The sequence below is a fragment of the Leuconostoc sp. JNUCC 76 genome, from assembly GCF_053667755.1.
On the sequence record NZ_CM132206.1, the window covers coordinates 2,103,678 to 2,127,398 of the forward strand.

The following is a 23,721-nucleotide window of genomic DNA, read 5'->3' on the forward strand; positions in this document are numbered from 1 at the left end:
AATTACACCTCGATTGAAATTCCAGATTTGATTAGTAAATCAACTATAAAATCATGAGCATTCTCAATTTTATTAATACAATCGCTCTCTTTTTCGGACCACATTTCAATTGTAAATGTACCCTGGTAGTCTAGGCGTCTTAATGTCTTAAATAATCCTAAGAATCCAACATTTCCCGTTCCAAAGGGTACATTTTTAAATTTTCCAGGTGTATTTGGCGTAACCGACAGCGTATCCTTGACATGTATGGCAATGATACTGTCTAATCCTTCTGTCAAATCCTCTCCTGGATTATTTTCAGGCCAAGCTGAAATATTGCCTAAATCTGGATATGCCTGAAGCCAAGGTGAAACAACGGATTTCTTGATCTTCTTCACCTTAGCAATCGAATTAATAAAAGTGTCATCCATTGTCTCAATGGAAATCATAACCTGGTTCTCAGCTGCAAAATCAACTACCCGTTGCAAGTTTTCAATGAAATTTTCACGTGTTAACATTGTCTTAAAACCATAATACTCATCATATCCAGCAATCTGTATGTTCCTAATTCCTAAGTCTTTAGCCAAGATAATTGCTTTCTTACACATGTTATACGCTTGAGCATATATTTTTGGATTCTCAGATCCAAGAGGATATTTTCTAAGCGCAGACAGCATCATTGTATCAACTGGTATGCCCGTTTCATAGATATCTCGGACTAACTGAAACCGTTGTTCTTTATTCCAATCTAAGCGTTCAATACGTTCATCTGTCTCATCAATTGATATTTCTACAAAAGAAAACCCATGTTTTTTTGCTAAATAAAGTTTGTCTCGCCAAGACATCTGAAATGGTAATGACTTCTCGTTAATTCCAAGTTTTGCCATCGTTACGCCCAATACTTTTTAATCTCATTTTGAAAATCTTGGGCTGTCTTAGCAGGATCCTTTTGTCCAGTAATTGCACGTCCAGCAATAAATGTGTATACGGGAACGCCTTTGAATAACTTAATCGTATCAATATTTAATCCACCCGTAACAGATACCTTGAATCCCATATCTATGAAACGTTTTACAATATCTAAATCTTTTTTACCCCAAACCTCTCCTGCTAATAATGCATCTCGACTTTGGTGATAAATGACTTGTTCAATGCCAATTTTTTGCCATTCTTTAGCCCGTTCCCAATTCCATGCTGAATAGAGCTCAACTTGAATGCCGTCCAACACAGATTTAGCTGATTTCATTGTCGCAATTGTCGCTGAGTCAATAACTGTCATCAAATCTGCGCCCGCATCTTTAGAATTTTGCGCTACAGTAGATCCTGCATCCGCACATTTAGTATCGGAAGCAATGATTTTATCTGGAAACATTTCTCGTAAAACCTGGATAGCTTGTTGACCAGCTTGTAACTCTAAAATTGTACCAACTTCGACAATATCAACAATTGGGCCTGCTAAATGAGCAATTCTGGCCGCGTCTGCCAACGTATTTTGATCCAAAGCAATTTGTAAATTAGGTTTCGTCATTTTTATATCCTCATTTCTTATATTTTTCTTCAAAGTCTGTTTCATCAATGATTCGTTGGGTAATTTCTTTGTCGCTCATAACGTTTTTCACACCAACAACTGTGACGCCTTTTTTAGCAGCATCTTCAAACATATTTACAAAATTCAATGGTGTGAAAACAGCGTCATACTGAGTTGCTGTCGATTTTCCTTCAGCAAGACTTGTATGGTTTATTTTACTGATTGGGATACCCAATTTTTTCATTGACTTTTCAACACTCTTCATCATCATTAGGCTAGTGCCTGAACCATTGGCACAAGATACTAAAATATTCATAATAACTTCTCCTTTTCTTTTGCAATTTGAATATTGTTTATTCAATTCCCTTATTTTCTTTATACGCATCGTAGTCCTCAACCATTAAGAAATAGTTTTTTGGATCTTTACGATATTCTAATTGCGGAATCACGAGCAAAATTACTGCCACAATCACCACACCGAAATATCCCAAGTATTTCAAGATAACTGTGAATCCTGGCCAAATCGTATCCCAATCAAACATTCCTAAATATCCTCCAAATTTCGACATGCCTATCCATGTTGATATGAGCGCTGCACCAACAACTTGAATAATACCTGAGAAAAATGGCAATATCATAGCTGCTTTTGCACCAGCGCGATTGTTGGCAATAACGCCGAACACAGCGTTGTCGAAGAACAGTGGGATAAATCCAGCGATAATAATTGTCGGTGAATGGAAGATCATCAACGCACCAATAGCTAAGAATTGACCCAATGCACCAAACATAAAACCGATTGTTACTGCGTTTTGTTCCCCAAAAGCAAATGTTGCTGCCACATCAATTCCAGGTACAGAATTTGGCAAGATTGTATCGCTGATTCCTGTAAAACTTTCAGTTAATTCGCCAACGAAGGTGCGAACCCCTAATTGTAAAATTGCCAGATTGACAGCAAATCCTAATGATGTAGTCATGATGTAGAAGAAAAAACTAGTTCCTTTGGCTAACCCAGAAGTCCCGTTACTAGTAATAAACAATTGATGAAAATAGTTTTCTCCTAGCACAACCATGATGATTCCAAAGAACACAAACATCAAGATAGCCGTTGCTACCATGTTTTCATTGAATATTCTCAAAAATCCAGGGAGCGTTATATCTTCTAAACGTTTTGCTGATTTATTTTTTCTTTTATCCGAAGATTTTTTCATTTTGTCGGAAATCCACGCAACCAAAGCAATTCCAAACATTTGCTGATGCGCAACGGCAAATCCACCACCATCTGTAAGTTGTTGTGTTGCTTTGATAGTCATATTCGATCCAACTGCCCAATATAAACCGAGTAACACACCCATCACCAGCAATACTTCAATTCGCCCTAAGCTAGGAATAGCAAAGAGTAGAATCCAAAATGCTGTCGCAGCTTGTTGCACTTGAACATTTCCTGTTGTAAATACTGCACGTAACTTCGTATACTTTGAAAAACGAACCAATAAAATATTGAAAACAAATGCAATTAACAACAGAATCATTACGTCACCAAACGAACGGCCAAACGTTTTCTCTAATCCGTCCGTAACAGCATTTTGACCAAAATACGGATCAATTACTGTCGCTGTAAGATGGAAACGATCTTTCAAACCTGTTAAAATCGGACGAAAACTAGTCACTAATCCGTTTGATCCCACTATCAAAATCATATAACCAATCGTAGCTTTTAAAAATCCAGCCAGACTTTCATACCAAGGTTTCTTTTCTAACATGTAACCAATTAACACTATGAATCCAATCATATATGCTGGCTGAGTCAAGATATTATCGGCAAAGAATTCCCAAATTTTTAATATTCCTGCTAGTACGCTGTCCATTTCCTTCTCCTTATTATTCTGCAGGGATACTTTCAAAATGATTCATGACTTGATTAAAATCATCTAGTGTTTCGATATTAGATAACGCCTCAATCATGCCATCGGTCATTAATAAAGCCATCAAATTTTGAATGTTTTCCAAATGTTGTTCTTCGTTTTTAGCAGCCAGTGTGAAAAATAGTTTCCCTTGTTTTTCTGGATTTCCTTCTTCAAAAGACACCATCTCACTGAATTTAGCAAAACCAATACCTGTACCTAAAACGCCGGGTCCAGTAGCCAATGCATGTGGCATCACAACTCCTGGAACTATTACAATATACGCACCATTGACCTCGACGTTTTTGATGATTTCATTTATATAAGCGTCAGTGATAATTTCTTTTTCCTTTAAATTTTCACTGGCAATACGTAGTGCTTCACGCCAATCTTGCGGTGTCTCATCATAAATACGTACCAAATCATTATCGTAAAAATATTTAAGCATCGTCATTTTATTACTCCTTTAGAGAAATGATGGGAATGGCACATCATTGTCCGTTGAAAAGACATCCGAAAATCCTCGATCATAATGATATTGAATTTCATCCTTATCTTGTGGGAATGTATAACTCCCGCCAACCTTCCATACAAATGGATGAAACTGATAATTAAGCGTGTCTTTCTTCATTTGCCAAAGTTTTACAATTTCTTGTGGATCAGCATCAAAGTTAGACCAAATATCATAGTGAACTGGAATAACCACCTTTGCCTTTAAATCTTCTGCTGAACGAAGTACATCAATTGATGTAACCTTATCAGTAATGCCTCTTGGATTTTCTCCATAATTAATAATTTCAACATCAATATCATTTTCATTACCATGCTTAGCAAACATATTAGACATATGGGAATCAGCCGCATGATACAAATTACCACCAGATGTTTTAAGTAAGTAGTTCACTGCAATTTCGTCCATATCCTGTGGTAAGGCACCTTTAATTTTCACATCTGGTTCTACCGTTAATAAAGCTGTGCGATCGAAGGCTTCTAAAGCTTTAATCGTTACTGATTTTACCGTGACCTCATCCCCTGGATGAACTACAACAGTACGATCAGTTGGCACTCCCCAACTTTCCCAGATATCAACGACTGCTTGAGGACCAATAAACTTTGTTTCGGGGCCACTATTTTGTAGCACAGCAGCAGCTGTATTAATATCTAAGTGATCAGAGTGGATGTGTGTTACTAGAAGTGCATCTACGTTCTTTATGGCATATGGGTCAATAACAAATGGTTGCAAACGTAGATTAGGTTGCATTTTTTGAACACCGCTCATTCGCATCATCTGGTGCCCTTTTTTCATTAAACCGGACCCATGCGATTGTTTTCCAGTACCGTTCCACAAATCTATTAAGATGTTGGTATCTTCGTGCGTTTTAAGCCAAACACCATTATTAGCCAGCCACCACATTCGGAAATTATTTTCTGGCACTTGTGATGCTTCAATTTCTTCGTTTAACCAAGTTCCCCACTCTGGAAATGTATTCTCAATCCAGTTTTCACGTGTTGCTTCTTGAACATTCTTTGCTTTCACCATAGTATTTAAACCCTTTCTATAAATAACTAAACTTTAAATGTATGCGCTTACATTATTTACTACAACTCTATTATTAAACATGATAAAATAAAAAAACAGTCCCATTCCGCCACAAAAAGAGCGCTCTAATGAGACTGTTTACCTTCTCTTTCACATTGTAAAATAAACAGAAACTATGGATGAAATTATTTGTTCACGTATAAAAGAGGAACGACTAAAAATGCAAGTGTCGAACATGAATTATGCAAAATTTATTAATTATATAGCCACACAAGAACTATTACCAAATGTACAAACAATGGCAAATCGTTTGAACTTGTCTAGCCGTAAAATTTATTATCTACTTCAGGCAGCGAATTCCGATTTGCGTTCATCAAATCAACCTTTTCTTGTTCCAAGCACAAAAATTTCAGATTCTCAAATTTCTGTATTAAAAAATAAACTATCACACGCACCATCCGATCAATACCTTACTTCGTATGAACGGCAGCAGATCATGGACATTTGTATTGCCCTTCCCTTAAAAAAATGGACTTTATCTGCATTTCAATCTTTATTTGAGGTATCCAGAAATACCGTATTACGCGATATCGCAGATTTAAAAAAGAGAAAAAAATTTCGACCTGAATTTTCTAAGAAAAATGGTTTTGAGTTTAAGGAACCACGCTATGATTTATTAGTCCACGCATACAATAGTCTAATGCTACTGCAAAGTCACAGAAACCCGCTTAACTACTTTATTCACTCATTAGAAGGAGAGCCCTCTCACTCCAAATTTTTACTAGTCAGTGAAAAATTGAAAAATATGTACAAAGATTCTTTGGAGAAAAGTATCTCTATTTCTAATGCATTAACACTCACTATTTTTTCTGTTGTTTCTTCAATGTACAGTAGCCATCATCCTATTACTGAAGAAATGCTATTCAATGATTCTGATATTACATCATTTACGAAACGACGAGAACATAATATCATCCAAGATTATGCTCTTGTAGCAGAAACTAATTTTTCCATTCACATTCCCGCTTCTGTGAAACTATTTTTAACACTACAACTTCTTAGTGTTACCAAAGAGCAAGATGATCACTTTAGCTCACACTCGTTTCAGGATCTCCTGATTCTAAGTGAGCACATTGTTGATGCTTTTATGACTATTTCTCACATCACCAGTAAAAATACTGAAAGAAAAATACTGATCCGAGAAATACAGACTCAACTCAAACCGTTTTGGTATGCTGTTCGTTATCAAAATATTACTGTCTACGAATATTTATATCACGAACCACTTTTTGAAAAGTATGTTGTAGAATCCCTAAATCAATTAACTGATAGCGCTTTATATAACCATTTATTTCCTTATGGTTTGCTTCCAGATCAAATCAGTGTTCTAGCCATGATATTCTACAATTTCAGCCTATCTCAGCAAAAAGAGACCAAACTGAACATATTAATGGTTACATCCCTGCCAATATACAGCCAGAACTTATTTAAAACTGTCATTGAAAAAAACAGCACTGTCCCATGCGCACTGACTATTCATGCGCTAAATAGTTTTGATAATTCATCAAACAATGTCAATCAATTTGATTTAATTATTACTGAATCTACCGAAATCAGTACTAAACAACCAACATTTCTAATCGACAGTGAATTGAAAGAAAGCGAGTTCAATCGTCTTAAGACTGTTATATCGCAAATCAATCCTATGGAGAAAATCACAAATGACAAATAAAATAAAAATGATTGCCCTAGACATGGATAATACACTGCTTCGGCCAAATAAAACCTTATCCGAAAGGAATACAAAAGTTCTACAAAGTCTACACACTATGGGAAAAAGTATAGTACTGACCACTGGTCGTCCATTCCCCAACGTACAGCCTTTTCTTTCACAACTACAGTTAAATCAAATTAATGATTACGCTATTCTATTTAACGGAGCAATTATCAAAAACATATATACAAATCAAAATTTGATCAATCATGTTTTTACTCTTTCAGACGTTGATGAGGTGTTTAACTTAATACATAATATTCGTTTGCCAATTGACCTTGTTACGCAAGACATCGTATATTCTATTAAAGATTTTGGAAAATCTGGATATGTTGAATTAGTAGGGAAACTGATGACTTATTCAGAAAAACTTTTATCTGAATTAACTCCAGATTTGATGTTTAATAAATTTGTCGTCTGCGCTACGGATGCAGAGTTAAATTATTTAGAAAACGTTCTCCAACACACACCCATACTAACTAAAAATATAAATTTTGTCAGATCAAGAAGAAATTTATTAGAGTTTGTTCCAAATAAGGTTAATAAGGGCGCTGCATTATCAAAACTACTCAAACAGTTATCATTGACTCCAGATAATTTAATGGCTTTTGGTGATGAAGCGAATGATTATTCTATGTTGAGCTTAGCCAGAGTTTCAGTAGCTATGGATAATGCCATCCCATCTATTAAAAAAATATCAACAAACATTACTAAGAGCAATGCCAAAGACGGCGTGGCTGAATTTTTGGAAAGTTATTTTTCATTGTAGTAGTTATGAAATAAATCAATTTTCTCTCTCAATCGAAATTCTTGACAAAACCATACTATTTTCCTAGGATAATATCTATGTTGACTAAATCATATGTATCTTATGATTCAGATATTTCTCAGAAAGTGGTGAAACTGTCATGCCTTTATTTATTCTTGGATTAGTCATTGGTTTTGGCTTACCTATACAAACTGCAGTTAATTCCAAACTCCGAAACGTGCTTGGCTCTGCATTTAATTCTTCGTTAGTCTCATTTGGTGTTGGAACACTTTTTCTAATAGCTGTAACGCTAATAACTACTCATTCTCTTACTATTAATGGTTCATTTTTTTCCACTGAACCTTGGTGGATTTGGATTGGTGGTGTACTCGGTGTAGTCTATCTAACCGGAAACATCATATTGTTTCCAAAATTAGGTAGTGTCCAAACTGTCATCATGCCAATTCTTGGTCAAATTGTCATGAGTATGCTCATTGATAATTTTGGGTGGTTTTACTCTAAACAACATGATTTTACTTGGTTTAGAGGAGTAGGCGCCCTACTAGTTTTAGCCGGTGTTTTTCTTTCTGTGTCACTAACACCACTAATGTTAAAACAAAAAAATAGGCCAAAAGAAATAACTTCACAAAATAACGAGTCAAACAAGACACGTTTACCTTGGCAATGTTTGGGATTTATAACTGGCATGATTAGTGCTCTCCAAACAGCTATTAATGGTCATTTAGGTAAAGTAATTAACTCTTCACTCAAAGCAGCTCTGATTTCATTCCTCGTTGGATTCGTAACACTGCTTATTATTGTCTTAATAAATTACTATACTCATAAAACAAAATCAACTATCCAACTTTCACAACAACCCTGGTGGATTTGGATTGGCGGTATCATTGGGTCTCTATTTGTCTTAGGAAATGTTTATCTGGTGCCATTACTGGGTACTGGATTGGTAGTCGTCATTGTCTTAGTTGGCCAAATTGCTGGTAGTCTGTTCGTAGACCAATTTGGGTGGTTTGGAGCTAAGAAAAATCCTATTTCAGTCATTCAACTTCTGGGTTTATTTTTTATGATTGGTGGCGTTATTTTAATTAAATTCTTTTAAAAAGGAAATACAATTATTCATCGACTTAAAATAAAAAATATAAAAAACGTAAAACACCTATAAGTGTTTTACGTTTTTTATTAATGTTGCCACAAGCACCGTAAAAATCTGTTATTAAATGAACCATCAAGGTTCTAAAATTAAAATGTTATCTTTGCTCACAGAGTTATCTAGTGACTTAATGACTGCAATACTAATCAAGGCTATCGGTAAATAAACTATAATTATATTGAACCATATGTCTGGGGTACTCGTTTGATAGATATCCACTTGAAGATCAAACAAAACGTGTAGGCCTGCACCTACATAAATACTATTAGTAACAATTCTAATTAAGGCGAAGAATAGCCCGATACAAGTCGCATAAAACACCTGTTGATATACTGCTTTGGCTGGATCAACAGATAGATTCACCAAATGAATAAAACCAAATATCATACTTGTAGCTACAGATACAATTGTTAAATTATTCTTGGTCCATTTAAATTTCTTTAGGATTCTTTGAAAGAGGTTAAATAAATAACCTCGCACAAAATACTCTTCAAAAAAACCAGCCCCAAAAGCTATAGCTGTACAAGTTATGATTATTTTTAGCGAACTATGCGAAAGAGAAATAATACTACTAATATTACCATTTTGCACATATAAGAAAATAAAATATGCAAAGGTAACTAGTACAGAAAATTTTTGAAAAGATGATAATGATAAATACCCTTCAAAGATTTTTCCATTATGCGGGATTGTGTTGACAAGTCTTACCATTAAATATATGAAAAGAACCATTAAAAGTGACAAGATCAACAGCCACTTTAAGGACGTCTCATCCGGAGAAATAGGAATAAACATTTCCCCAACTAACAATACTATTAGTATAGATATTCCTCTTCTGGAAGATTTCTTCCTATTTTTTAAAAACATATGTCCCCCTATTATTTTTATGTTTTTCAAAGTCCCATATTCAGCCACTGTTTAAAATAACTAACCGTACTTTGTGGTACATATCGCAAGTGAATAATATGATGCCCATTACCATCCCTTACAATGACATCAAGATGTAGTGCTTTTTTTCTAAAAAGCGTTATGAACCCTCTTTCTCGCACGCCCTGAATCTTATCACGACGAATATAATAACGTTCCTTACTAAAGCCACTGCTCCGCTGTATATACACTAATTCTTGATTAAACCCAAGTTTTTGATCGATAATTGTCAGTATATTCTTTAGAATTAGTATGGCTATTATTACTATGAGGATGAAAAAGAATAACAACATGTATGATTTTTGTAGCATGCTTGGAAAATAAAACATGACAACAAAAATTGCCAAAGTCATTATGAAAATGTTACGCAAAACACTGAAACGAACTTGATACCAAGCTGCTTTATCAATATTGCACACTTGCCAATGATCTACATCAAAATCAATAGACGTTAAAACCTTTTTTAAAGTGGTCATGATTTTATCAGTTGACGCCACAGGAATCAGAACCGTTTGGGCATCTTTTTCATCATGACTCGCCGAAAGCAATACATTAACACTCACTAAACTTACCAAACGTCTTAACATTGTTTGACGAAGTTGTATCGTTTGTATTCTATTAAGTTTTAGTTGCATCGTTTTATGCGCTAAAAACCCACGTGAGATATCTAAATGATTGTTCTGATGTTCAACTTTAAAATTAAAATATCGATTAAATATTCTGAAAAAACCGATAAATATACCAACAATCACGGTTAAAACCAAAAGAATACAAAATCCTGTCACAGATTGGTGATTAAAGAAAGCTTCAAAAATCGATTTTACATTCTTTGGTAACACCTCATCAATTTGAGACCAAATCGTGAATAATACGAGAACGCCACCTAACCCACCTACAGATGTCAACGCATAGACGATCAATTCCTTAGTGGTCACCTGATATTGAATTTTCGTTGTTTCAACTGTATCAGATTCTTTCTTAATACTATTTTGAGCAACCCGACGTTTTTGTTCAATGAGATTAGCCTGTTTTATAGTTAATGCATCAAAAATTACATCTGGTTTTCCCTGGCCTGACGTATCAATTTGCATGCGCACAACATGAAAAGGCTGATAGTAAAAAGGTATCGTACGAGTTATTGTTTGAATTCGTTCAAATGGAATATGCAACTGATTTTTATTGATAATACCTTTTTTTACAGTTAATTCGTGTTCATCAAACTCAAAAATAAAGAAAAACCATTGCACCCAAGCGATTAGCAACAAAAGTAATAATGTAATGATCACAATGATAGGAAAATATGTGAATCGGCTCTCATTCATATTGAATAGCCCAAAAAGAATCGGCCATATAATCAACTTTATATTAGTTAACAAATTTATAAAAACAGCAAATAGACTTTGGTGTTGTTTAATCATCAAAAGCTACCTCACGTGCATGTAAAGCAGCTATCACCAATTGACCTCGCATGTTTTTTGCGGTTAACTCCTCAATTTCTCTAATCTTAAAACCATGTGCAGCAGTTTTGATTGACAAGTCCATTAATTTGAACTGACGTAAAATAGGGCCTTGTGTTGTATCAACATTTTGAATACGATTTAGGGGAATTGTTTCTACTTTTCTAAATACAAAGCCTCGATAAATATAAACCGCATGGTCATCTATGTAGTAACGTCTAAAATGATAAAAATAATTAATCAATGCCATATGAATAAGCGGTATCAACATAACTATTAACATGAAAACTATAGCAATATTTGTATAAATATCCCTTTTCGATGGTAAAAAAAAGATATAAACAGTGGCTAGTCCTATAAATATAAACAAAAACCAAATGACATCATGGATTAGCCAAACTAATTTGGCTGTTTTGGGTAGTTGCACGGCATCTTCTGGTATCATATTCTTCTCTCGATCACTCTAAAATTATAATATTTAGTTTATCAAAGCAATTTACCGAATGCAAAAAAGCGATATAAATAGCTGATTGATCTTAAAGATTAAAGTATAATTAACAAACTTAACTATTCATATTTATGCAGGAATTCTTTTAAAAGTTGAAGTGTTGAAGTGTAATATGTCACACCATAATCAAACGCCACTTTTTGCACATCCGTCATACCATTACCTTGCCACTCATCAAGTTGAAAATTCAAATCATTGAGTTGCAACTGTTTACGGTTTATTTCTTCTGTTAAAAATTCTTTTACTTTTTCAGGTTCCAAATGATTGCTAAAATATAAACGCATTAAAAAATCAGATTTTAATACTTCAGGAGAAGTTGGTTTGAGGAGTTCTTCTGAAAAATCTTTTGTTCCTTTTGGCGTTATAGAATATACATTTTTATTTGGTTTATCAGTTTGTGTTATTTGCTCTTTAGCAACCAATCCATCTTTTTCTAATTTCTTTAGTGTTGGATAAATCATACCAAATGTGCCATCAAAGAAATGATTGATTCGTGTTTGTATCACTTCGTTGATTTCATATCCCGTACGTGGTCCGTCTTGCAAAATACCTAGGACAATTTCTTTCCCTTTCATGGTCATAGCTTTTTCCTCCGAGTAGTTGCTCTTTATTATTATACACATTTGTTACACTACTAAGGAATTTTGCATTTTTAAAACATGTCGTTGCTCCTGCACTACTAAATATTCATTTTTTACTTTTCAAAAACAATCCAATAATAGCCGATAATAATAGAAACGGTAACGATGCCAAATAGAGATTTTCAAAGGACTTTCTCAGCTCTATACTAGTATTATTTTCTATGTTTTGTATACTATGTTTCAAAGTAATTGGCACATCATTGATATTAGCTTTAACAAATTTTGTTGTATTCATGTTTGTATTAATTCTATTGATTACATTTTCTTGCTCTTTATCAGGCAAGTGTAGTTTCACAATTTGATTATCTGCATAAGTTTTCGACACTGTTTTTGCTACTGACAAATTACTATACAGGCCCGTTACAAATATTGCTACTGCAAGCATTGATCCTACTTGTCTCAGGACACCTGTCACACTTTGCGAGGTAGCAAGAAGTTTTCCTTCTAAACTTCCAGCAGCTATTATTAGAATTGGTCCTGTAATAATACCATATCCCATACCGATGGCAAATCCTGCCAAAATTGTTTGCATCTGACTCATTAAAGCACCAAATGCGAACCACATATAGCCACTAGCCATGACAATAAAACCAATCAAAAGTAACCATTTAGCATTAACACGCGCTTGTACAAATCCTGATATGGGTGAAAAAATAAAAATTGCTAGGGAAATTGGTGAAATCAGAAGCGATGAATGCAGTGAATCAAATCCCGCAATGTTGGTAAAGTAACTAGGTAAAATCACTGTTATTGCTACTAGGAAAAGATTACTGAAAATAATAACTCCGGTGGATACTGAAAAGTTATGATCGAAAAATAATTGTAACGGTACCATTGGGTTTTTACTACGATGCTCAGTCCATACAAATAATGAAAAACTAACAGTACTAATTAGAAAACATAAAACAGTAGCAAAAGATGTCCATGTCCAAACCCTACCCTGCATCATTCCTAATGATAATGTCGCCAGAGTAACCATGATTAATATTGCACCCCAAATATCCATGGATTGTTTATGTTGCACTTCGTTACGCATATTTAAATTAGTTATACCGATTAAAATCATAATAATCGTAAGTGGCACATTGATCCAAAAAATCCATCGCCAGCCCATAAACTGCGTAACTATACCACCAATGGTTGGTCCCAAAGCTGCTGCCAGTCCTTGCGTAATACCCAATATGGCAATCATTCCAGTCCGTTTTTCAACGTTGACTAGCCCAATACCCAAAGTCATGGATAGTGGAAATACAATCGAGGCTCCTACGCTTTGAATGGCACGACCAACTAACAACATACTTAGTTCTGAAGAAAGAGCCGATAGTGTTGAACCAACACCGAACAGGAAAACACCAATTAAAAAAAACTTGTGAATGCCCAACATCTCAGCAATTCTTGTTAAGGGTATTGTGAGTGATGCAAATAAAATTAAATACACATTTAATGCCCACGACAACGAATCTAATCCAACATCTAGATGTTCACCAATATTGGGTAAACTCACGTTCAAAATAGTCGTGTCCAGCATACAAATAAATATTCCAAGTATGAACAGTATCGTTAAAATCGTTCTTCGCATCAGATAACCTCTTATCATTTTTATATTAACAATGTTAATATATACTTCGTTAATATAAATGTCAATAAATTATTGATTAATAATGTCTTGTTGCGTGATACTTTTCTTGTTTTTAGGGACAAAACCTGCTAGTGTAACACAATGGTAACAACAATATCAGCAATCGTCTGGTTCATCGTTCTCTTTACGATTAGTCTTTATAAAATCAAAAAATAACACTAAAAAAGGAAGACATATCTTCCTTTTTTGATTACTTCAGTTGTTTTAAACCTATGCCAGTTAGTGCAGAAGCAATTGACATCACAGGTGACAACAGTGCAAACAGTGTGAATGGTGCAAAAGCTAATACCGATACACCTAGCGTCTGTGCTGCAAAAGCACCAGCAACACCCCATGGTACTAAATAATTTGTTACTGTCCCACTATCTTCAATTGTTCTTCCCAACGCCAGACCAGATAAGTTCACACGTGTAAAGCTGTCTTTAAATAACTGCCCAGGTAAAATGGTTGCTAGATATTGTTCCCCAACCAAAAAGTTGGCGCCAATACCTGTTAATAACGTTGCTAAAACTACTGATCCTTGGGATTGCAAATGTCCTACAACGGGTGCCATTACAGCTTTCAATATACCCAGACCATCTAATAGACCACCAAGCGCTAAGGCTAACATAATCATCATTACGGTATCCATCATTGAAGACATCCCGCCACGATTCAGTAAAAGAACTAAGGTGGGATTGTTACTTGTCGTCTTGAAACCATGAACTAATAGGTCAGAAAAATCAGATACACTATGTTGCGCTAAAAAATCCGCACTAGAAACCAAAATGTTAATCATTAAGGCCGCAATAGCTGGGATTTTAAACCAAGCGGTGACTACCAGCACAGAAAGTGGCACAATAGCCCACCACGTTGGTTGCAATAATGGTAATAATGAAGCAATTTTTTGTGTTGTTCCCGCACTCGAATGATGGCCGAAACCAAGCATAATTGTCACAAGAAAAGTTACCCCGAAAGCAGGTAATGTTGTCCACATTAAATTTTTGATATGCGCAAATAAATCTGTCTCTGAAATGGCACTTGCTAGATTAGTTGAATCAGACAATGGAGAACTTTTATCCCCAAAAATAGCGCCAGAAAGAATAGTTCCAGCAACCAACGCTGGATTTAAGCCCATTAACGTTCCAACACCCATTAACGCCACACCCACAGTTGATAACGTTGTAAACGCGCTCCCAATTAACGTTCCTACTATGGCGGAAGTTAACAAAGCAGTTGGTAAAAAGAACTGGGGATTTAGCATTTTAAATCCAACCCAAACCATCGTAGGGATTACACCGGTAGCAAGCCAAAGTGCTATCAGGGCGCCTATCAGTAAAAATAAAAACAACGGTGCTATACCCGAAGTGATTCCCTTAATCAAGGCTGCTTGACTTTCTTGCCAACTCACACCTCGTAACCGAGCGACTAGGACAATCATACTAATCACTAGCAAAATCGGCACAATCGGCGATAGTCCAAAGCCAATAACAGCAGTAGCTAAAATAATAATTACAGCGATCAACAATGTCGTCGATAGCTTGGTAGTTAGTTTGTTTTCCATGTTTATCTCCCGCGAATAAGAACTATATTTCTGCAATAAAAAACGTCCCTGCTGTTATAAAACAGAAGGGACGAATCGACATTTACAGAAATCCGTGGTACCACCCAGCTTACGCGTCAAAAACGCATCACTTTAGCATTTGATAATGTGGTGCTGCCACATTGATTATTGATAGCTGTATTTCAGATAACGACACCTGCACAGTTTTCACCAACCACTGCTTCTCTTCACACCGAATGCCAATCTTACTAGTTATTTATGCTATTCACAAGAGCTTTATTCTACTATACAAGTACAATATCTGTCAAATTAAACATGCTTACTTATTAATTAATTCAAGACCATATTCTGCTAACAATGTTTTGTCAGAGGCACTATTTAATGAGATTCCTTTCGCTCTAAAGGAATCTAACAAAGTTGTTGTAATTTTTTTACTGTCTAATAAATCTTCGTGTTTTGTGTTGGTAAACTTGTAAAGGGCATCAGTATCAACTATTCTGAAGACATGCTCTTTGCTTTCATAAATCACCGTTATATATTGTTGTAACCATTCACTTTTATTCTTAATCATAATTGAAACCCACCTTTCTTAACCACATTGTACACCTAGCAAAGAAACTTTATCTAGATAAAGACATGTGTTGGCTCGAATGAGGTATTAATCAAAGTATTCTTCACATTCAGCCAAGTCAAAATAATTCAATGCCAAATAGATAGTTAAAAATGACAGTTTATGGTTACGCACGAGTCTCAACAGCGGGACAATCGTTAAATAAACAAAAAGATACTTTGATTGTCACAAAATTAGACCGTTTTGCCCGTAACACGCGAGAAGCACTAAATTTAATTGACTCCCTATTAAAAGAAAAAATCGTTATCAAAGTTTTAAACTTAGGAACGATTGATAACATCCCTATGGGTCGTATGATTGTTAGAACCTTATTGTCGGTTGCGGAGATGGAACGTGACATGATTATTGAACGTACACAAGCAGGAAAAACATTTGCTAAGCAACACAATCCTAATTATAAGGAAGGCAGACCCAAAAGAAAAAAAGACAGCCGAAATACAGCTATCTTCGAATATTCTAACACCCACACTGTAAAAGAAACCGCTGAGGCTTTCAACATCTCACTGCGAACCATGCAATACATAAAAAAATGTTTGTTTAATAATGTTTTTGTCAACCTTAATTGATCTAAAAAAGCTTTGAGCAAGCATATTAAGTATGCTACAATTATTTTTAATTTCATGCTATTTTTATTAACCAAAGAATCAGAACATCTAAGTTCACAAAACATCCATATTAACGGAGGACTCACGTTATGAAGCATTTACTAATTGCCTTTTGCGGTTTAGATGGTTCGGGTAAGACCACCCAATTACATTTGTTAAAACACTGGATGTTATCTAACCAACAAGCGGTATTAACAACACGTCAACCCAGTGACGACTATAGAAATAACGATCGCGTACGAAACTACTTGGATAACGGTGTAGTCTCAAACATGAAGGCTATAGCACTACTAGCTGCCGCTGATCGTCAAAATCACATTTCTGAAATTATTCTACCAGGTTTAGAAAAAAGTCATGTTTTAACAGATCGCTATTTATACAGTAGTTTTGCATTTTTTAAAGCACGTGGCTTAAATATCGATTTCTTACGATCGATTAACCCAGATATACCAGAACCAGACTTGACTGTATTTTTGGATTTAGACCCTAAAGTAACGTTAGAACGAGTTAGTAATCGAGATGGATCATTAAAATTTGAAGAGCGCAATTCAAAAATATTTGAAGATGTTCGAAAAACGTTTCTGAAGGTTCTTCCAAAAAACTCATTGATTTTAGACGCACAATTATCAGAAAACGATATCCATAAAGTTATTACAAATAAAATAAAGGAATTACTAAACAATGACTTATAATTTTTCACAGTTGTATGAACAATTATCCATTGAAAAAAAATCAAAGGTTTCAGTGGGGCTAGATCCTAATTTAGAACGAATACCTAAGTTTATTTCAGAAAAATCAAAAATTGCTCTACCATCTGATATAGTTTTAAACTTTAATAAATTTATTATTGATTTAGTTGCAGACTTTGTTCCTGTCGTTAAACCACAACTTGCATATTATGAAAAATTAGGATGGCGTGGCTATCAATCATACGAGAAAACAGTTGAGTATGCTAAGAGCAAAGGTTTATTGGTTATTGCTGATGCTAAACGAGGTGATATTGATTCTACAGCTACAGCATATGCTGAAGCATTTTTAAGTGATCGATATGGAGGTGTATCAGCAGTAACTGTAAATCCTTATCTAGGAAAAGATTCAGTTATTCCTTTCTTTGAACAAAGTCGTCAAACTGGAAAAGGCATATTTCTTCTAGTAAAAACAAGTAACCCCGGATCAGAAGATATCCAAGACATTGTTAGTTTGCGTGGATCCCGAGTTCGTGATGCAGTTCGTGATTGGATAGTTGAGGAAACCGAAGACTCAAACGAACAATATTCAAATATTGGCGCTGTTGTGGGTGCTACTCATCCAGAAGAAATGTCACAATTACGAATGTCTTTGAAAAAATCATTATTCTTAGTTCCAGGGATTGGCGCTCAAGGCGGCGATATTAAAGAAATTTATCGTGTGTTTGATAAAAGTGGTCATGGTGCTGTGATTAACTCATCTCGTAGTATTTTATATCCCGAATCTGTCACGATTGATTCAACTAAAGAGGAATATGCTGAAGCAGTTATTTATGAAACTGTCAAATTAAATAATCAAATAAATGAAATATTGATTAATAATGGACAATATTAAATATACCGAAACTTTTTTGATTTCTATAAACTTCTAACGATTGGTCCTTATTGAGAACCTAAAAGAGAACCAGTCAAGGAACTATTTAAATAAAGAAGATCAGGAAACAATTATTCACTCTTTTTGTCTATTGTAGCTTTAAATGATGAATCACTCTATAATCTTGAAAATATTATTCAAGAATCTGGATTAGAAGCTAAACAAGTTAAAGGAACATTCGCATCTGTACCATCAATATTAAATCATATAATGGAAATCATTGATGGACGTATAAATAAAAATTTAAAAAATAACTTTGATAATAATCCATTTATTACCATCGCTGATGATATTTTGCCTATAATCTATGAAAATATCCATATTATAAAGGTTCTATACTCATCTGACTTTACAAATGGTCCTTGGATGCGATTTTTAAAATCAGAGTACACTACGTGGCTAACACCGCTATTTGATGACTACACTCCCAATAATCATCATATTAATCGTGCCTTTGCAATCGATATTACTGTTAAGATGACCCTCTCTATTGTATCAGCTTAGGCTACACAGCCTATTCTTATTCATCCAGATCATTTTCGTGATATATTCATACAAATAACAGATACTTCTCTTAAAGACTTTTTAGAGTTATAATTACTAATTAAAATTTATGATTGTTGAACAGTAAGCGTGTGCAACAATTAATTGTAAGTCATTAAATGTAAACAGTACATTATTGGATTAAAAGGAACACAAAAAAGCATTATTTTGAACATATAGCTTTCTATAATGACCATAAATATCATATATTGCTTGTTTAACTCTATCAATAACACTATTGTCTAGAAAATGACCAAATAAAAAAGCATAAACTGTATTATACTTTGTGCCATATAATTCATCTGGTAGAACACCAAGATAATGATATAACAATTATATTTTAAATAAATCATTTCTTTTTATTAGATTTATTTAAAATTTATAAACTGATTTTAATCGATTGTAAATAGAATACCGGTAAAACTTAATAATTGCTTCTTTTTTAAATTGACCCCTTATTAGTAACTTTAAGGGTTGACGAATTTAATAAGTGATTATACATTAGTCAATATGCAATCGGCTACAAAAACACAAAAGGATACGAATCCCCTTTTCAAACGCCACGTCGCGCACCAGCAGAGCTGTTTCATGATAAAAAATGTTCAAATAATCCGTAAACGTTTTTTAAATCCCGATACATTTTTTTATCATAATTACTAAGTTATCCAAAAAATAATAGCTAAAATAAAAAAGTGATTAATGAAATAATCTAATACCTAAAACGATTGTTGTATAACATTATACCCGTAGTAACCAAAGCAACAGCCAGACCACAAAGCAAATCAATTATTACTTTATCAGGCATTATTAAAATAAAAATTAAACTCACCAACAACAATTCAATTAAAAAGTATAATATAAAACGTTGAGTAGTTATCTTGGGCTTATCCTGTACAACGGCAGTCACATTCTGTGCCAGTATGACCAATGAAATAACTCCAATCATAATTGCAATCCACAATGGATTACGAACGCTCAATGCTGTATCAGGATTTTTAAATAACTCGTAACCTAAAATAACAATAATAAACATATTTTCAATTAAGAAAACAGCTTTAAAATTTTTTAAATATTGTACCTTAAATCTTTCATCATAGACTTTTTTCATTTTATAAAATCCTCTTTCTTGACAAAAAAAATTTCGTCCAACGTCTTATTCAATCGATAACAAATTCTTAAGCATAACCCAATTGTTGGATTGTAATCGCCCTTTTCAATTAAGCTCATCGTTTGTCTAGTGACACCAACCGAATCGGATAATTCTATTTGCGATATTCCCAATTCAATTCTATACTTTTTAACTTTATTCAGAAGCATATACTTTCCCCTGCCTACTTAAATAGTAATATATAAATTACATAAGTAAATTATATATTACATTCAACAGAAGTCAAGTATTTTTAAAAATAACATTTGATAAAAATACTTCGATAAAATTAATATGTTTTACTTACAGATAAATAACTAGTTACATTTTTAACTCAACACACTTAATATTTTGTATCGTATTGTTTTAGTGTTGCTAATTCTACTAAATGCCCGAAACCGTACGTTATAAATGTCTCATTGGGTAAAACAGGGTCACTAACTGCATAGTAACCCTGTTTTTTTGTGCTATTTTTAAATGCTTCAATATATGATCTAGCTTGACCAGATTTTTCTGCTAAAATAACTGTCGTCATGTGTGTTCACACTTTCTTTCAATCTATGTTTCAACTTCATGTCCATTGAATACTACATATTCTTTAAAAACGTTATAAGGGTTAAGATACATTTTTACTAATAACTAGTTTAGAAGCACCTCACATTGGTAAGATAGGAACAAATGTCGTCAAAACCATTAACAATAGTGTGTTTTGTACAGGCTTTAATTGATTACCAATAATACTACAAATCAATAAAACTACTGTTAGTCATGAAAATGCAACCTCACATAAACTTTGCATTCGCTTTAAAATATAAATTTTATGATTTAACTCTTTTTTAAAGAGTCTACTCTTTTTACTAACAGATTTTGGGTTTTGGGGGCTAATATAAAATGCCATTAATTTATAAAACGAAAACATTGAACCACCTATGATTACTGAATAAGAAATAGTAGAGTATAGAATTACGTCATCGGGGTTAAATGCAAAGGGTGTTGGTAAAAATGTAAACATTGGTTCCCATAATTGAATTGTTATAAATACTATTAACATGGTTGGAAAATAAAATAGTGCAAATATCCCACTTAAACTCCACATTGTTTCATCTTGTTCTCTCAAAAAAGGTTTTGTCCCAAACAGTCTTCTCAATCGATGGTTTCCAATTAAAAATGATGCTAGCTACGTTAAACGCAGATAACATCACAAAAAAAGAAATATTGATCCTCGAAGAATATTTTAAAAATATCAGTAATTGGACATTTTTTGAATTATATCTTTTTGGACATGCTATGCCCTTCCTTGACGAAAAATTTATGTTTCATTTATTCCAAGAATTGCATCAAAAAGGTATCCTATACGATGATTTTAGATACGATAGTTTTTCAATGTTATTTTATATTTACAACAATATTATTTTGTTTATGCTGGAACATGATCATCTTGATACTGCTGATTTACTCATTCAAAGACTGACCTATTATTTTAATCAACAGGAAAAGGATTATTATCATCGAGCTCGCCTTTTTAATTTACAAGGATTAGCATTATACTTGCAAGGTAAAACCGAAATTGGATTAAACTTGATTAAACGATCAAACTTAATTTCATGTCTCTCAGAACATAGTTCGACATTTATAAATAACGAGAAAAATTACTTATCAAAATATTTGACAGCTAATGAATTAAAAAATGTGTTTGATTTCTCTAAAATAAAATTATAGTATGAAATGACGAACTAATCAGTATCCCCTCTCTACCAAATATTTATTGCTTTGACTATCCCACAATAAATACATGCTAACAGATAATAAAAACTACCTAATTTTTAGGTAGTTTTCTTATTAAATTAATTTTCCACTTAACTTATACAGAATATTTTTACTCATAAGTTTGTCTCGCCATCGGAGATTCATATCTATTGTTAATATATTGTAAATTCCGTTTCTGGATCAAAAAAATGTCCTTTATTCAAGTCAAAACCGACAGTTAGTTCAGCTCCAGGTTTAATATGGTCCCGTGAACTAACTTTGGCAATAAATTCCTGATCACCTACTTTACAATATAGTTGTGATTCAGCTCCTAACAACTCAGAAACATTCACCGTAGTGTTGATGGTTGCATTCGGGAAAACTTCCATAAATGTATTTTCTGTGTGAATATCTTCTGGTCTAATCCCTAATTTCAAATTTTTTCCTGCATACCCTTTAGAATGCAGTATTTTTAAGCAACCTTCTGGAACCTCTAGTGAAAAATCGTTTTTTCTATCAACAATGCGATTATTTTGTAGTGTTACATCAAAAAAATTCATTGCTGGGGATCCAATAAAGCTACCCACAAACAGATTTGCTGGATTATCATATACTTCTTGTGGCGTACCAACTTGCTGGATTTTACCATCCTTCATAATGACAATCCTATCTGCCATTGTCATTGCTTCTGTTTGGTCGTGAGTCACATAAATAGTTGTTGTCTGCAAACGACGATGTAACTTTGCAATTTCAGCACGCATTGACACACGTAATTTTGCATCCAAATTAGATAATGGCTCGTCCATCAAAAATATGGGGGCGTCACGAACAATTGCTCGACCTAACGCAACTCGTTGCCTTTGTCCACCTGACAAAGCAGCCGGCTTCCTATCTAAATATTCTTCCAATCCAATAACACGTGCGGCATTGTGCACACGTTCGTCAATGTCATCCTTGGAATACTTACGTAATTTCAATCCAAATGACATGTTATCGTACACGCTCATGTGAGGGTAGAGCGCATAGTTTTGGAAAACCATCGCAATATCACGATTCTTTGGTAGTTCATCATTGACAACCTTACCATCAATTAATAAATCGCCCTCTGTTATGTCTTCTAAACCAGCAATCATCCTGATGGTAGTGGATTTACCACAACCAGACGGTCCAACAAACACAACAAATTCTTTGTCTTTAATATCCAACGAAAAATCGGTTACAGAATAATCGTCAGCATTGTCGTACTTTTTATAAATATGTTCAAGATTTAATTCTACCATTAGCTGCTCCTATATAATTTTAACTAAACTACATATCATTACTACTTGTCATCAATTATGTTCAGTACCTGTTTAATAGCTTTATCCCATACCGACCACTCGTGACCACCAGGAACTTCCACAAACTGGTGTTTTAATCCTCTTTTTCTAATCTGTTGGTCAAGAATTACGTTCATGTCGTAGAAAGGATCACTTCGGCCACAAAGTTGCCAAATCTCCGGATCTATATTATCCTGCTTTTCCACCAAGTAAGAAATATCATTAATTGATCCTTGAACTTGTTCAGGTTCGCCAAATAAACTTCGATACCATTCATCACGCTCTGAATTATTTCGCCAATTTGTTAGAATATCCGGCATTGCCGACATAACAAAAATTTGTTTAAACTTTTTTGGATTTGTTAGTCCTACTTTTAACGCGCCGAACCCTCCCATAGATATCCCGGCTATAAAAATTTGTTCCTCGTTATTTGGTATATTGAACCATTCCTGACATCGTTGTAAAATTTCCTGACTAACATATTCAAAGTATTTAGGTCCCCCTACGCTGGTAGTATAGTAACTACGATCAACTCTCGGCATGATAATGGTTGTATTTGACTCGCTAGCGTAAGAGACAATCCTAGTTTGCTCTAGCCACGCATTCTCATCATCACCTAATCCATGTAAAAGTAATAAAACTTGCCCATCTTTATCAAAGTGTTCAGGTAATATCACGTTAACTCTAGTCTTCATTTCTAATTTTTCAGAATAAAACTCAATATGACTTACTGCCATCGAACCAATTCCTCCATCAC

The 23,721-nt window shown here is 34.1% G+C and carries 25 protein-coding genes and 1 pseudogene; 8 read left to right on the forward strand and 18 right to left on the reverse strand.

What is annotated here, in order from left to right; translation table 11 throughout:
• Positions 1–2 precede the first annotated feature (2 nt).
• From JNUCC76_RS10615 to ulaG, 6 genes are read right to left on the reverse strand one after another with little or no spacing between them, the layout of a single operon-like run.
• The gene (locus JNUCC76_RS10615; RefSeq protein WP_454154696.1) at positions 3–866 is read right to left on the reverse strand and encodes an L-ribulose-5-phosphate 3-epimerase; all 864 of its coding nucleotides are present in this window, start codon (positions 864–866) and stop codon (positions 3–5) included.
• Between the two features lie 2 nt (positions 867–868).
• Positions 869–1,507, reverse strand: a complete 639-nt coding sequence (locus JNUCC76_RS10620) for a 3-keto-L-gulonate-6-phosphate decarboxylase UlaD (protein ID WP_454154698.1) — start codon at positions 1,505–1,507, stop codon at positions 869–871.
• Positions 1,508–1,517: 10 nt separating this feature from the next.
• Positions 1,518–1,823: a PTS sugar transporter subunit IIB gene (locus JNUCC76_RS10625; RefSeq protein WP_454154699.1), complete on the reverse strand. Its 306-nt coding sequence runs from the start codon at positions 1,821–1,823 to the stop codon at positions 1,518–1,520.
• A 37-nt stretch (positions 1,824–1,860) separates the two neighbouring features.
• Positions 1,861–3,372 (reverse strand): PTS ascorbate transporter subunit IIC, encoded by a 1,512-nt coding sequence (ulaA, locus tag JNUCC76_RS10630; protein WP_454154701.1) that lies wholly within the window; start codon positions 3,370–3,372, stop codon positions 1,861–1,863.
• Positions 3,373–3,385: 13 nt separating this feature from the next.
• Positions 3,386–3,862 carry a PTS sugar transporter subunit IIA gene (locus tag JNUCC76_RS10635; protein WP_261650124.1) on the reverse strand — a complete coding sequence of 159 codons (477 nt, stop codon included), beginning with the start codon at positions 3,860–3,862 and terminating at the stop codon, positions 3,386–3,388.
• Between the two features lie 12 nt (positions 3,863–3,874).
• Positions 3,875–4,948, reverse strand: coding sequence for an L-ascorbate 6-phosphate lactonase (ulaG, locus tag JNUCC76_RS10640; protein WP_454154703.1), 1,074 nt, complete (start codon positions 4,946–4,948; stop codon positions 3,875–3,877).
• Between the two features lie 220 nt (positions 4,949–5,168).
• On the opposite strand from ulaG, the gene JNUCC76_RS10645 reads away from it, so the two are divergent.
• From JNUCC76_RS10645 to JNUCC76_RS10655, 3 genes are all read left to right on the forward strand, one after another.
• Entirely contained in the window at positions 5,169–6,680 is a 1,512-nt protein-coding gene (locus tag JNUCC76_RS10645; RefSeq protein WP_454156571.1) for a BglG family transcription antiterminator, read from the forward strand.
• Positions 6,670–7,491 carry a Cof-type HAD-IIB family hydrolase gene (locus JNUCC76_RS10650; protein ID WP_454154705.1) on the forward strand — a complete coding sequence of 274 codons (822 nt, stop codon included), beginning with the start codon at positions 6,670–6,672 and terminating at the stop codon, positions 7,489–7,491. The genes JNUCC76_RS10645 and JNUCC76_RS10650 overlap by 11 nt, the downstream gene beginning before the upstream one ends.
• A 139-nt stretch (positions 7,492–7,630) precedes the next feature.
• The gene (locus tag JNUCC76_RS10655; protein ID WP_454154707.1) at positions 7,631–8,587 is read left to right on the forward strand and encodes a DMT family transporter; all 957 of its coding nucleotides are present in this window, start codon (positions 7,631–7,633) and stop codon (positions 8,585–8,587) included.
• Between the two features lie 126 nt (positions 8,588–8,713).
• Here the strand turns inward: JNUCC76_RS10655 and JNUCC76_RS10660 are convergent, their stop codons facing one another.
• The 7 genes from JNUCC76_RS10660 to JNUCC76_RS10690 all read right to left on the reverse strand — a co-directional run bounded on the left by JNUCC76_RS10660 (position 8,714) and on the right by JNUCC76_RS10690 (position 15,924).
• Positions 8,714–9,553 (reverse strand): CPBP family intramembrane glutamic endopeptidase, encoded by an 840-nt coding sequence (locus tag JNUCC76_RS10660; protein ID WP_454154708.1) that lies wholly within the window; start codon positions 9,551–9,553, stop codon positions 8,714–8,716.
• On the reverse strand, positions 9,532–10,887 hold the full coding sequence (locus JNUCC76_RS10665; protein WP_454154710.1) for a PH domain-containing protein: 1,356 nt from the start codon (positions 10,885–10,887) through the stop codon (positions 9,532–9,534). The genes JNUCC76_RS10660 and JNUCC76_RS10665 overlap by 22 nt, the downstream gene beginning before the upstream one ends.
• A gap of 88 nt (positions 10,888–10,975) precedes the next feature.
• Positions 10,976–11,467 carry a PH domain-containing protein gene (locus JNUCC76_RS10670; protein ID WP_454154712.1) on the reverse strand — a complete coding sequence of 164 codons (492 nt, stop codon included), beginning with the start codon at positions 11,465–11,467 and terminating at the stop codon, positions 10,976–10,978.
• 122 nt (positions 11,468–11,589) lie between these two features.
• Positions 11,590–12,111 (reverse strand): helix-turn-helix transcriptional regulator, encoded by a 522-nt coding sequence (locus tag JNUCC76_RS10675; protein ID WP_454154714.1) that lies wholly within the window; start codon positions 12,109–12,111, stop codon positions 11,590–11,592.
• 106 nt (positions 12,112–12,217) lie between these two features.
• Entirely contained in the window at positions 12,218–13,750 is a 1,533-nt protein-coding gene (locus tag JNUCC76_RS10680; RefSeq protein WP_454154716.1) for a DHA2 family efflux MFS transporter permease subunit, read from the reverse strand.
• A gap of 250 nt (positions 13,751–14,000) precedes the next feature.
• On the reverse strand, positions 14,001–15,353 hold the full coding sequence (locus JNUCC76_RS10685; protein ID WP_454154718.1) for a Na+/H+ antiporter NhaC family protein: 1,353 nt from the start codon (positions 15,351–15,353) through the stop codon (positions 14,001–14,003).
• Between the two features lie 319 nt (positions 15,354–15,672).
• Positions 15,673–15,924 (reverse strand): hypothetical protein, encoded by a 252-nt coding sequence (locus tag JNUCC76_RS10690; protein ID WP_454154720.1) that lies wholly within the window; start codon positions 15,922–15,924, stop codon positions 15,673–15,675.
• A gap of 152 nt (positions 15,925–16,076) precedes the next feature.
• Here JNUCC76_RS10690 and JNUCC76_RS10695 point away from each other — a divergent pair, with 152 nt between their 5' ends.
• The 4 genes from JNUCC76_RS10695 to JNUCC76_RS10710 all read left to right on the forward strand — a co-directional run bounded on the left by JNUCC76_RS10695 (position 16,077) and on the right by JNUCC76_RS10710 (position 18,713).
• Positions 16,077–16,550, forward strand: coding sequence for a recombinase family protein (locus JNUCC76_RS10695; protein WP_454154722.1), 474 nt, complete (start codon positions 16,077–16,079; stop codon positions 16,548–16,550).
• Positions 16,551–16,678: 128 nt separating this feature from the next.
• Positions 16,679–17,281 carry a dTMP kinase gene (gene tmk, locus JNUCC76_RS10700; protein WP_454154724.1) on the forward strand — a complete coding sequence of 201 codons (603 nt, stop codon included), beginning with the start codon at positions 16,679–16,681 and terminating at the stop codon, positions 17,279–17,281.
• Entirely contained in the window at positions 17,271–18,170 is a 900-nt protein-coding gene (pyrF, locus tag JNUCC76_RS10705) for an orotidine-5'-phosphate decarboxylase (protein ID WP_454154726.1), read from the forward strand. The genes tmk and pyrF overlap by 11 nt, the downstream gene beginning before the upstream one ends.
• A 123-nt stretch (positions 18,171–18,293) precedes the next feature.
• Positions 18,294–18,713 (forward strand): hypothetical protein, encoded by a 420-nt coding sequence (locus JNUCC76_RS10710; RefSeq protein WP_454154728.1) that lies wholly within the window; start codon positions 18,294–18,296, stop codon positions 18,711–18,713.
• A 748-nt stretch (positions 18,714–19,461) separates the two neighbouring features.
• Here the strand turns inward: JNUCC76_RS10710 and JNUCC76_RS10715 are convergent.
• The 3 genes and pseudogenes from JNUCC76_RS10715 to JNUCC76_RS10725 form a co-directional block, all read right to left on the reverse strand.
• Complete coding sequence (locus JNUCC76_RS10715) at positions 19,462–19,860, reverse strand: hypothetical protein (protein WP_454154730.1); 399 nt, start codon at positions 19,858–19,860, stop codon at positions 19,462–19,464.
• The gene (locus JNUCC76_RS10720; RefSeq protein ID WP_260344963.1) at positions 19,857–20,069 is read right to left on the reverse strand and encodes a helix-turn-helix transcriptional regulator; all 213 of its coding nucleotides are present in this window, start codon (positions 20,067–20,069) and stop codon (positions 19,857–19,859) included. The genes JNUCC76_RS10715 and JNUCC76_RS10720 overlap by 4 nt, the downstream gene beginning before the upstream one ends.
• A 176-nt stretch (positions 20,070–20,245) precedes the next feature.
• Positions 20,246–20,434 (reverse strand): annotated as a pseudogene (locus JNUCC76_RS10725) (hypothetical protein); the annotation flags it as partial.
• 533 nt (positions 20,435–20,967) lie between these two features.
• Here JNUCC76_RS10725 and JNUCC76_RS10730 point away from each other — a divergent pair.
• Complete coding sequence (locus JNUCC76_RS10730; RefSeq protein WP_454156573.1) at positions 20,968–21,618, forward strand: Rgg family transcriptional regulator; 651 nt, start codon at positions 20,968–20,970, stop codon at positions 21,616–21,618.
• Between the two features lie 200 nt (positions 21,619–21,818).
• Here the strand turns inward: JNUCC76_RS10730 and JNUCC76_RS10735 are convergent, their stop codons facing one another.
• Both JNUCC76_RS10735 and JNUCC76_RS10740 read right to left on the reverse strand, forming a co-directional pair.
• A complete protein-coding gene (locus tag JNUCC76_RS10735; protein WP_454154732.1) occupies positions 21,819–22,925 on the reverse strand; it encodes an ABC transporter ATP-binding protein in 1,107 nt (368 codons plus the stop codon).
• A 41-nt stretch (positions 22,926–22,966) separates the two neighbouring features.
• Entirely contained in the window at positions 22,967–23,701 is a 735-nt protein-coding gene (locus tag JNUCC76_RS10740; protein ID WP_454154734.1) for an alpha/beta hydrolase, read from the reverse strand.
• Positions 23,702–23,721 lie beyond the last annotated feature (20 nt).

Coding starts and splice junctions, on each gene's coding strand:
- ulaG (WP_454154703.1), bottom strand. CDS start 4,948: ATGGTGAAAGCAAAGAATGTTCAAGAAGCAACACGTGAAAACTGGATT.
- JNUCC76_RS10685 (WP_454154718.1), bottom strand. CDS start 15,353: ATGGAAAACAAACTAACTACCAAGCTATCGACGACATTGTTGATCGCT.
- JNUCC76_RS10690 (WP_454154720.1), bottom strand. CDS start 15,924: ATGATTAAGAATAAAAGTGAATGGTTACAACAATATATAACGGTGATT.
- JNUCC76_RS10680 (WP_454154716.1), bottom strand. CDS start 13,750: ATGCGAAGAACGATTTTAACGATACTGTTCATACTTGGAATATTTATT.
- JNUCC76_RS10635 (WP_261650124.1), bottom strand. CDS start 3,862: ATGACGATGCTTAAATATTTTTACGATAATGATTTGGTACGTATTTAT.
- JNUCC76_RS10720 (WP_260344963.1), bottom strand. CDS start 20,069: ATGCTTCTGAATAAAGTTAAAAAGTATAGAATTGAATTGGGAATATCG.
- tmk (WP_454154724.1), top strand. CDS start 16,679: ATGAAGCATTTACTAATTGCCTTTTGCGGTTTAGATGGTTCGGGTAAG.
- JNUCC76_RS10735 (WP_454154732.1), bottom strand. CDS start 22,925: ATGGTAGAATTAAATCTTGAACATATTTATAAAAAGTACGACAATGCT.
- JNUCC76_RS10620 (WP_454154698.1), bottom strand. CDS start 1,507: ATGACGAAACCTAATTTACAAATTGCTTTGGATCAAAATACGTTGGCA.
- JNUCC76_RS10650 (WP_454154705.1), top strand. CDS start 6,670: ATGACAAATAAAATAAAAATGATTGCCCTAGACATGGATAATACACTG.
- pyrF (WP_454154726.1), top strand. CDS start 17,271: ATGACTTATAATTTTTCACAGTTGTATGAACAATTATCCATTGAAAAA.
- JNUCC76_RS10625 (WP_454154699.1), bottom strand. CDS start 1,823: ATGAATATTTTAGTATCTTGTGCCAATGGTTCAGGCACTAGCCTAATG.
- JNUCC76_RS10740 (WP_454154734.1), bottom strand. CDS start 23,701: ATGGCAGTAAGTCATATTGAGTTTTATTCTGAAAAATTAGAAATGAAG.
- JNUCC76_RS10715 (WP_454154730.1), bottom strand. CDS start 19,860: ATGAAAAAAGTCTATGATGAAAGATTTAAGGTACAATATTTAAAAAAT.
- JNUCC76_RS10695 (WP_454154722.1), top strand. CDS start 16,077: ATGACAGTTTATGGTTACGCACGAGTCTCAACAGCGGGACAATCGTTA.
- JNUCC76_RS10645 (WP_454156571.1), top strand. CDS start 5,169: ATGCAAGTGTCGAACATGAATTATGCAAAATTTATTAATTATATAGCC.
- JNUCC76_RS10665 (WP_454154710.1), bottom strand. CDS start 10,887: ATGAATGAGAGCCGATTCACATATTTTCCTATCATTGTGATCATTACA.
- JNUCC76_RS10615 (WP_454154696.1), bottom strand. CDS start 866: ATGGCAAAACTTGGAATTAACGAGAAGTCATTACCATTTCAGATGTCT.
- JNUCC76_RS10655 (WP_454154707.1), top strand. CDS start 7,631: ATGCCTTTATTTATTCTTGGATTAGTCATTGGTTTTGGCTTACCTATA.
- JNUCC76_RS10675 (WP_454154714.1), bottom strand. CDS start 12,111: ATGACCATGAAAGGGAAAGAAATTGTCCTAGGTATTTTGCAAGACGGA.
- ulaA (WP_454154701.1), bottom strand. CDS start 3,372: ATGGACAGCGTACTAGCAGGAATATTAAAAATTTGGGAATTCTTTGCC.
- JNUCC76_RS10670 (WP_454154712.1), bottom strand. CDS start 11,467: ATGATACCAGAAGATGCCGTGCAACTACCCAAAACAGCCAAATTAGTT.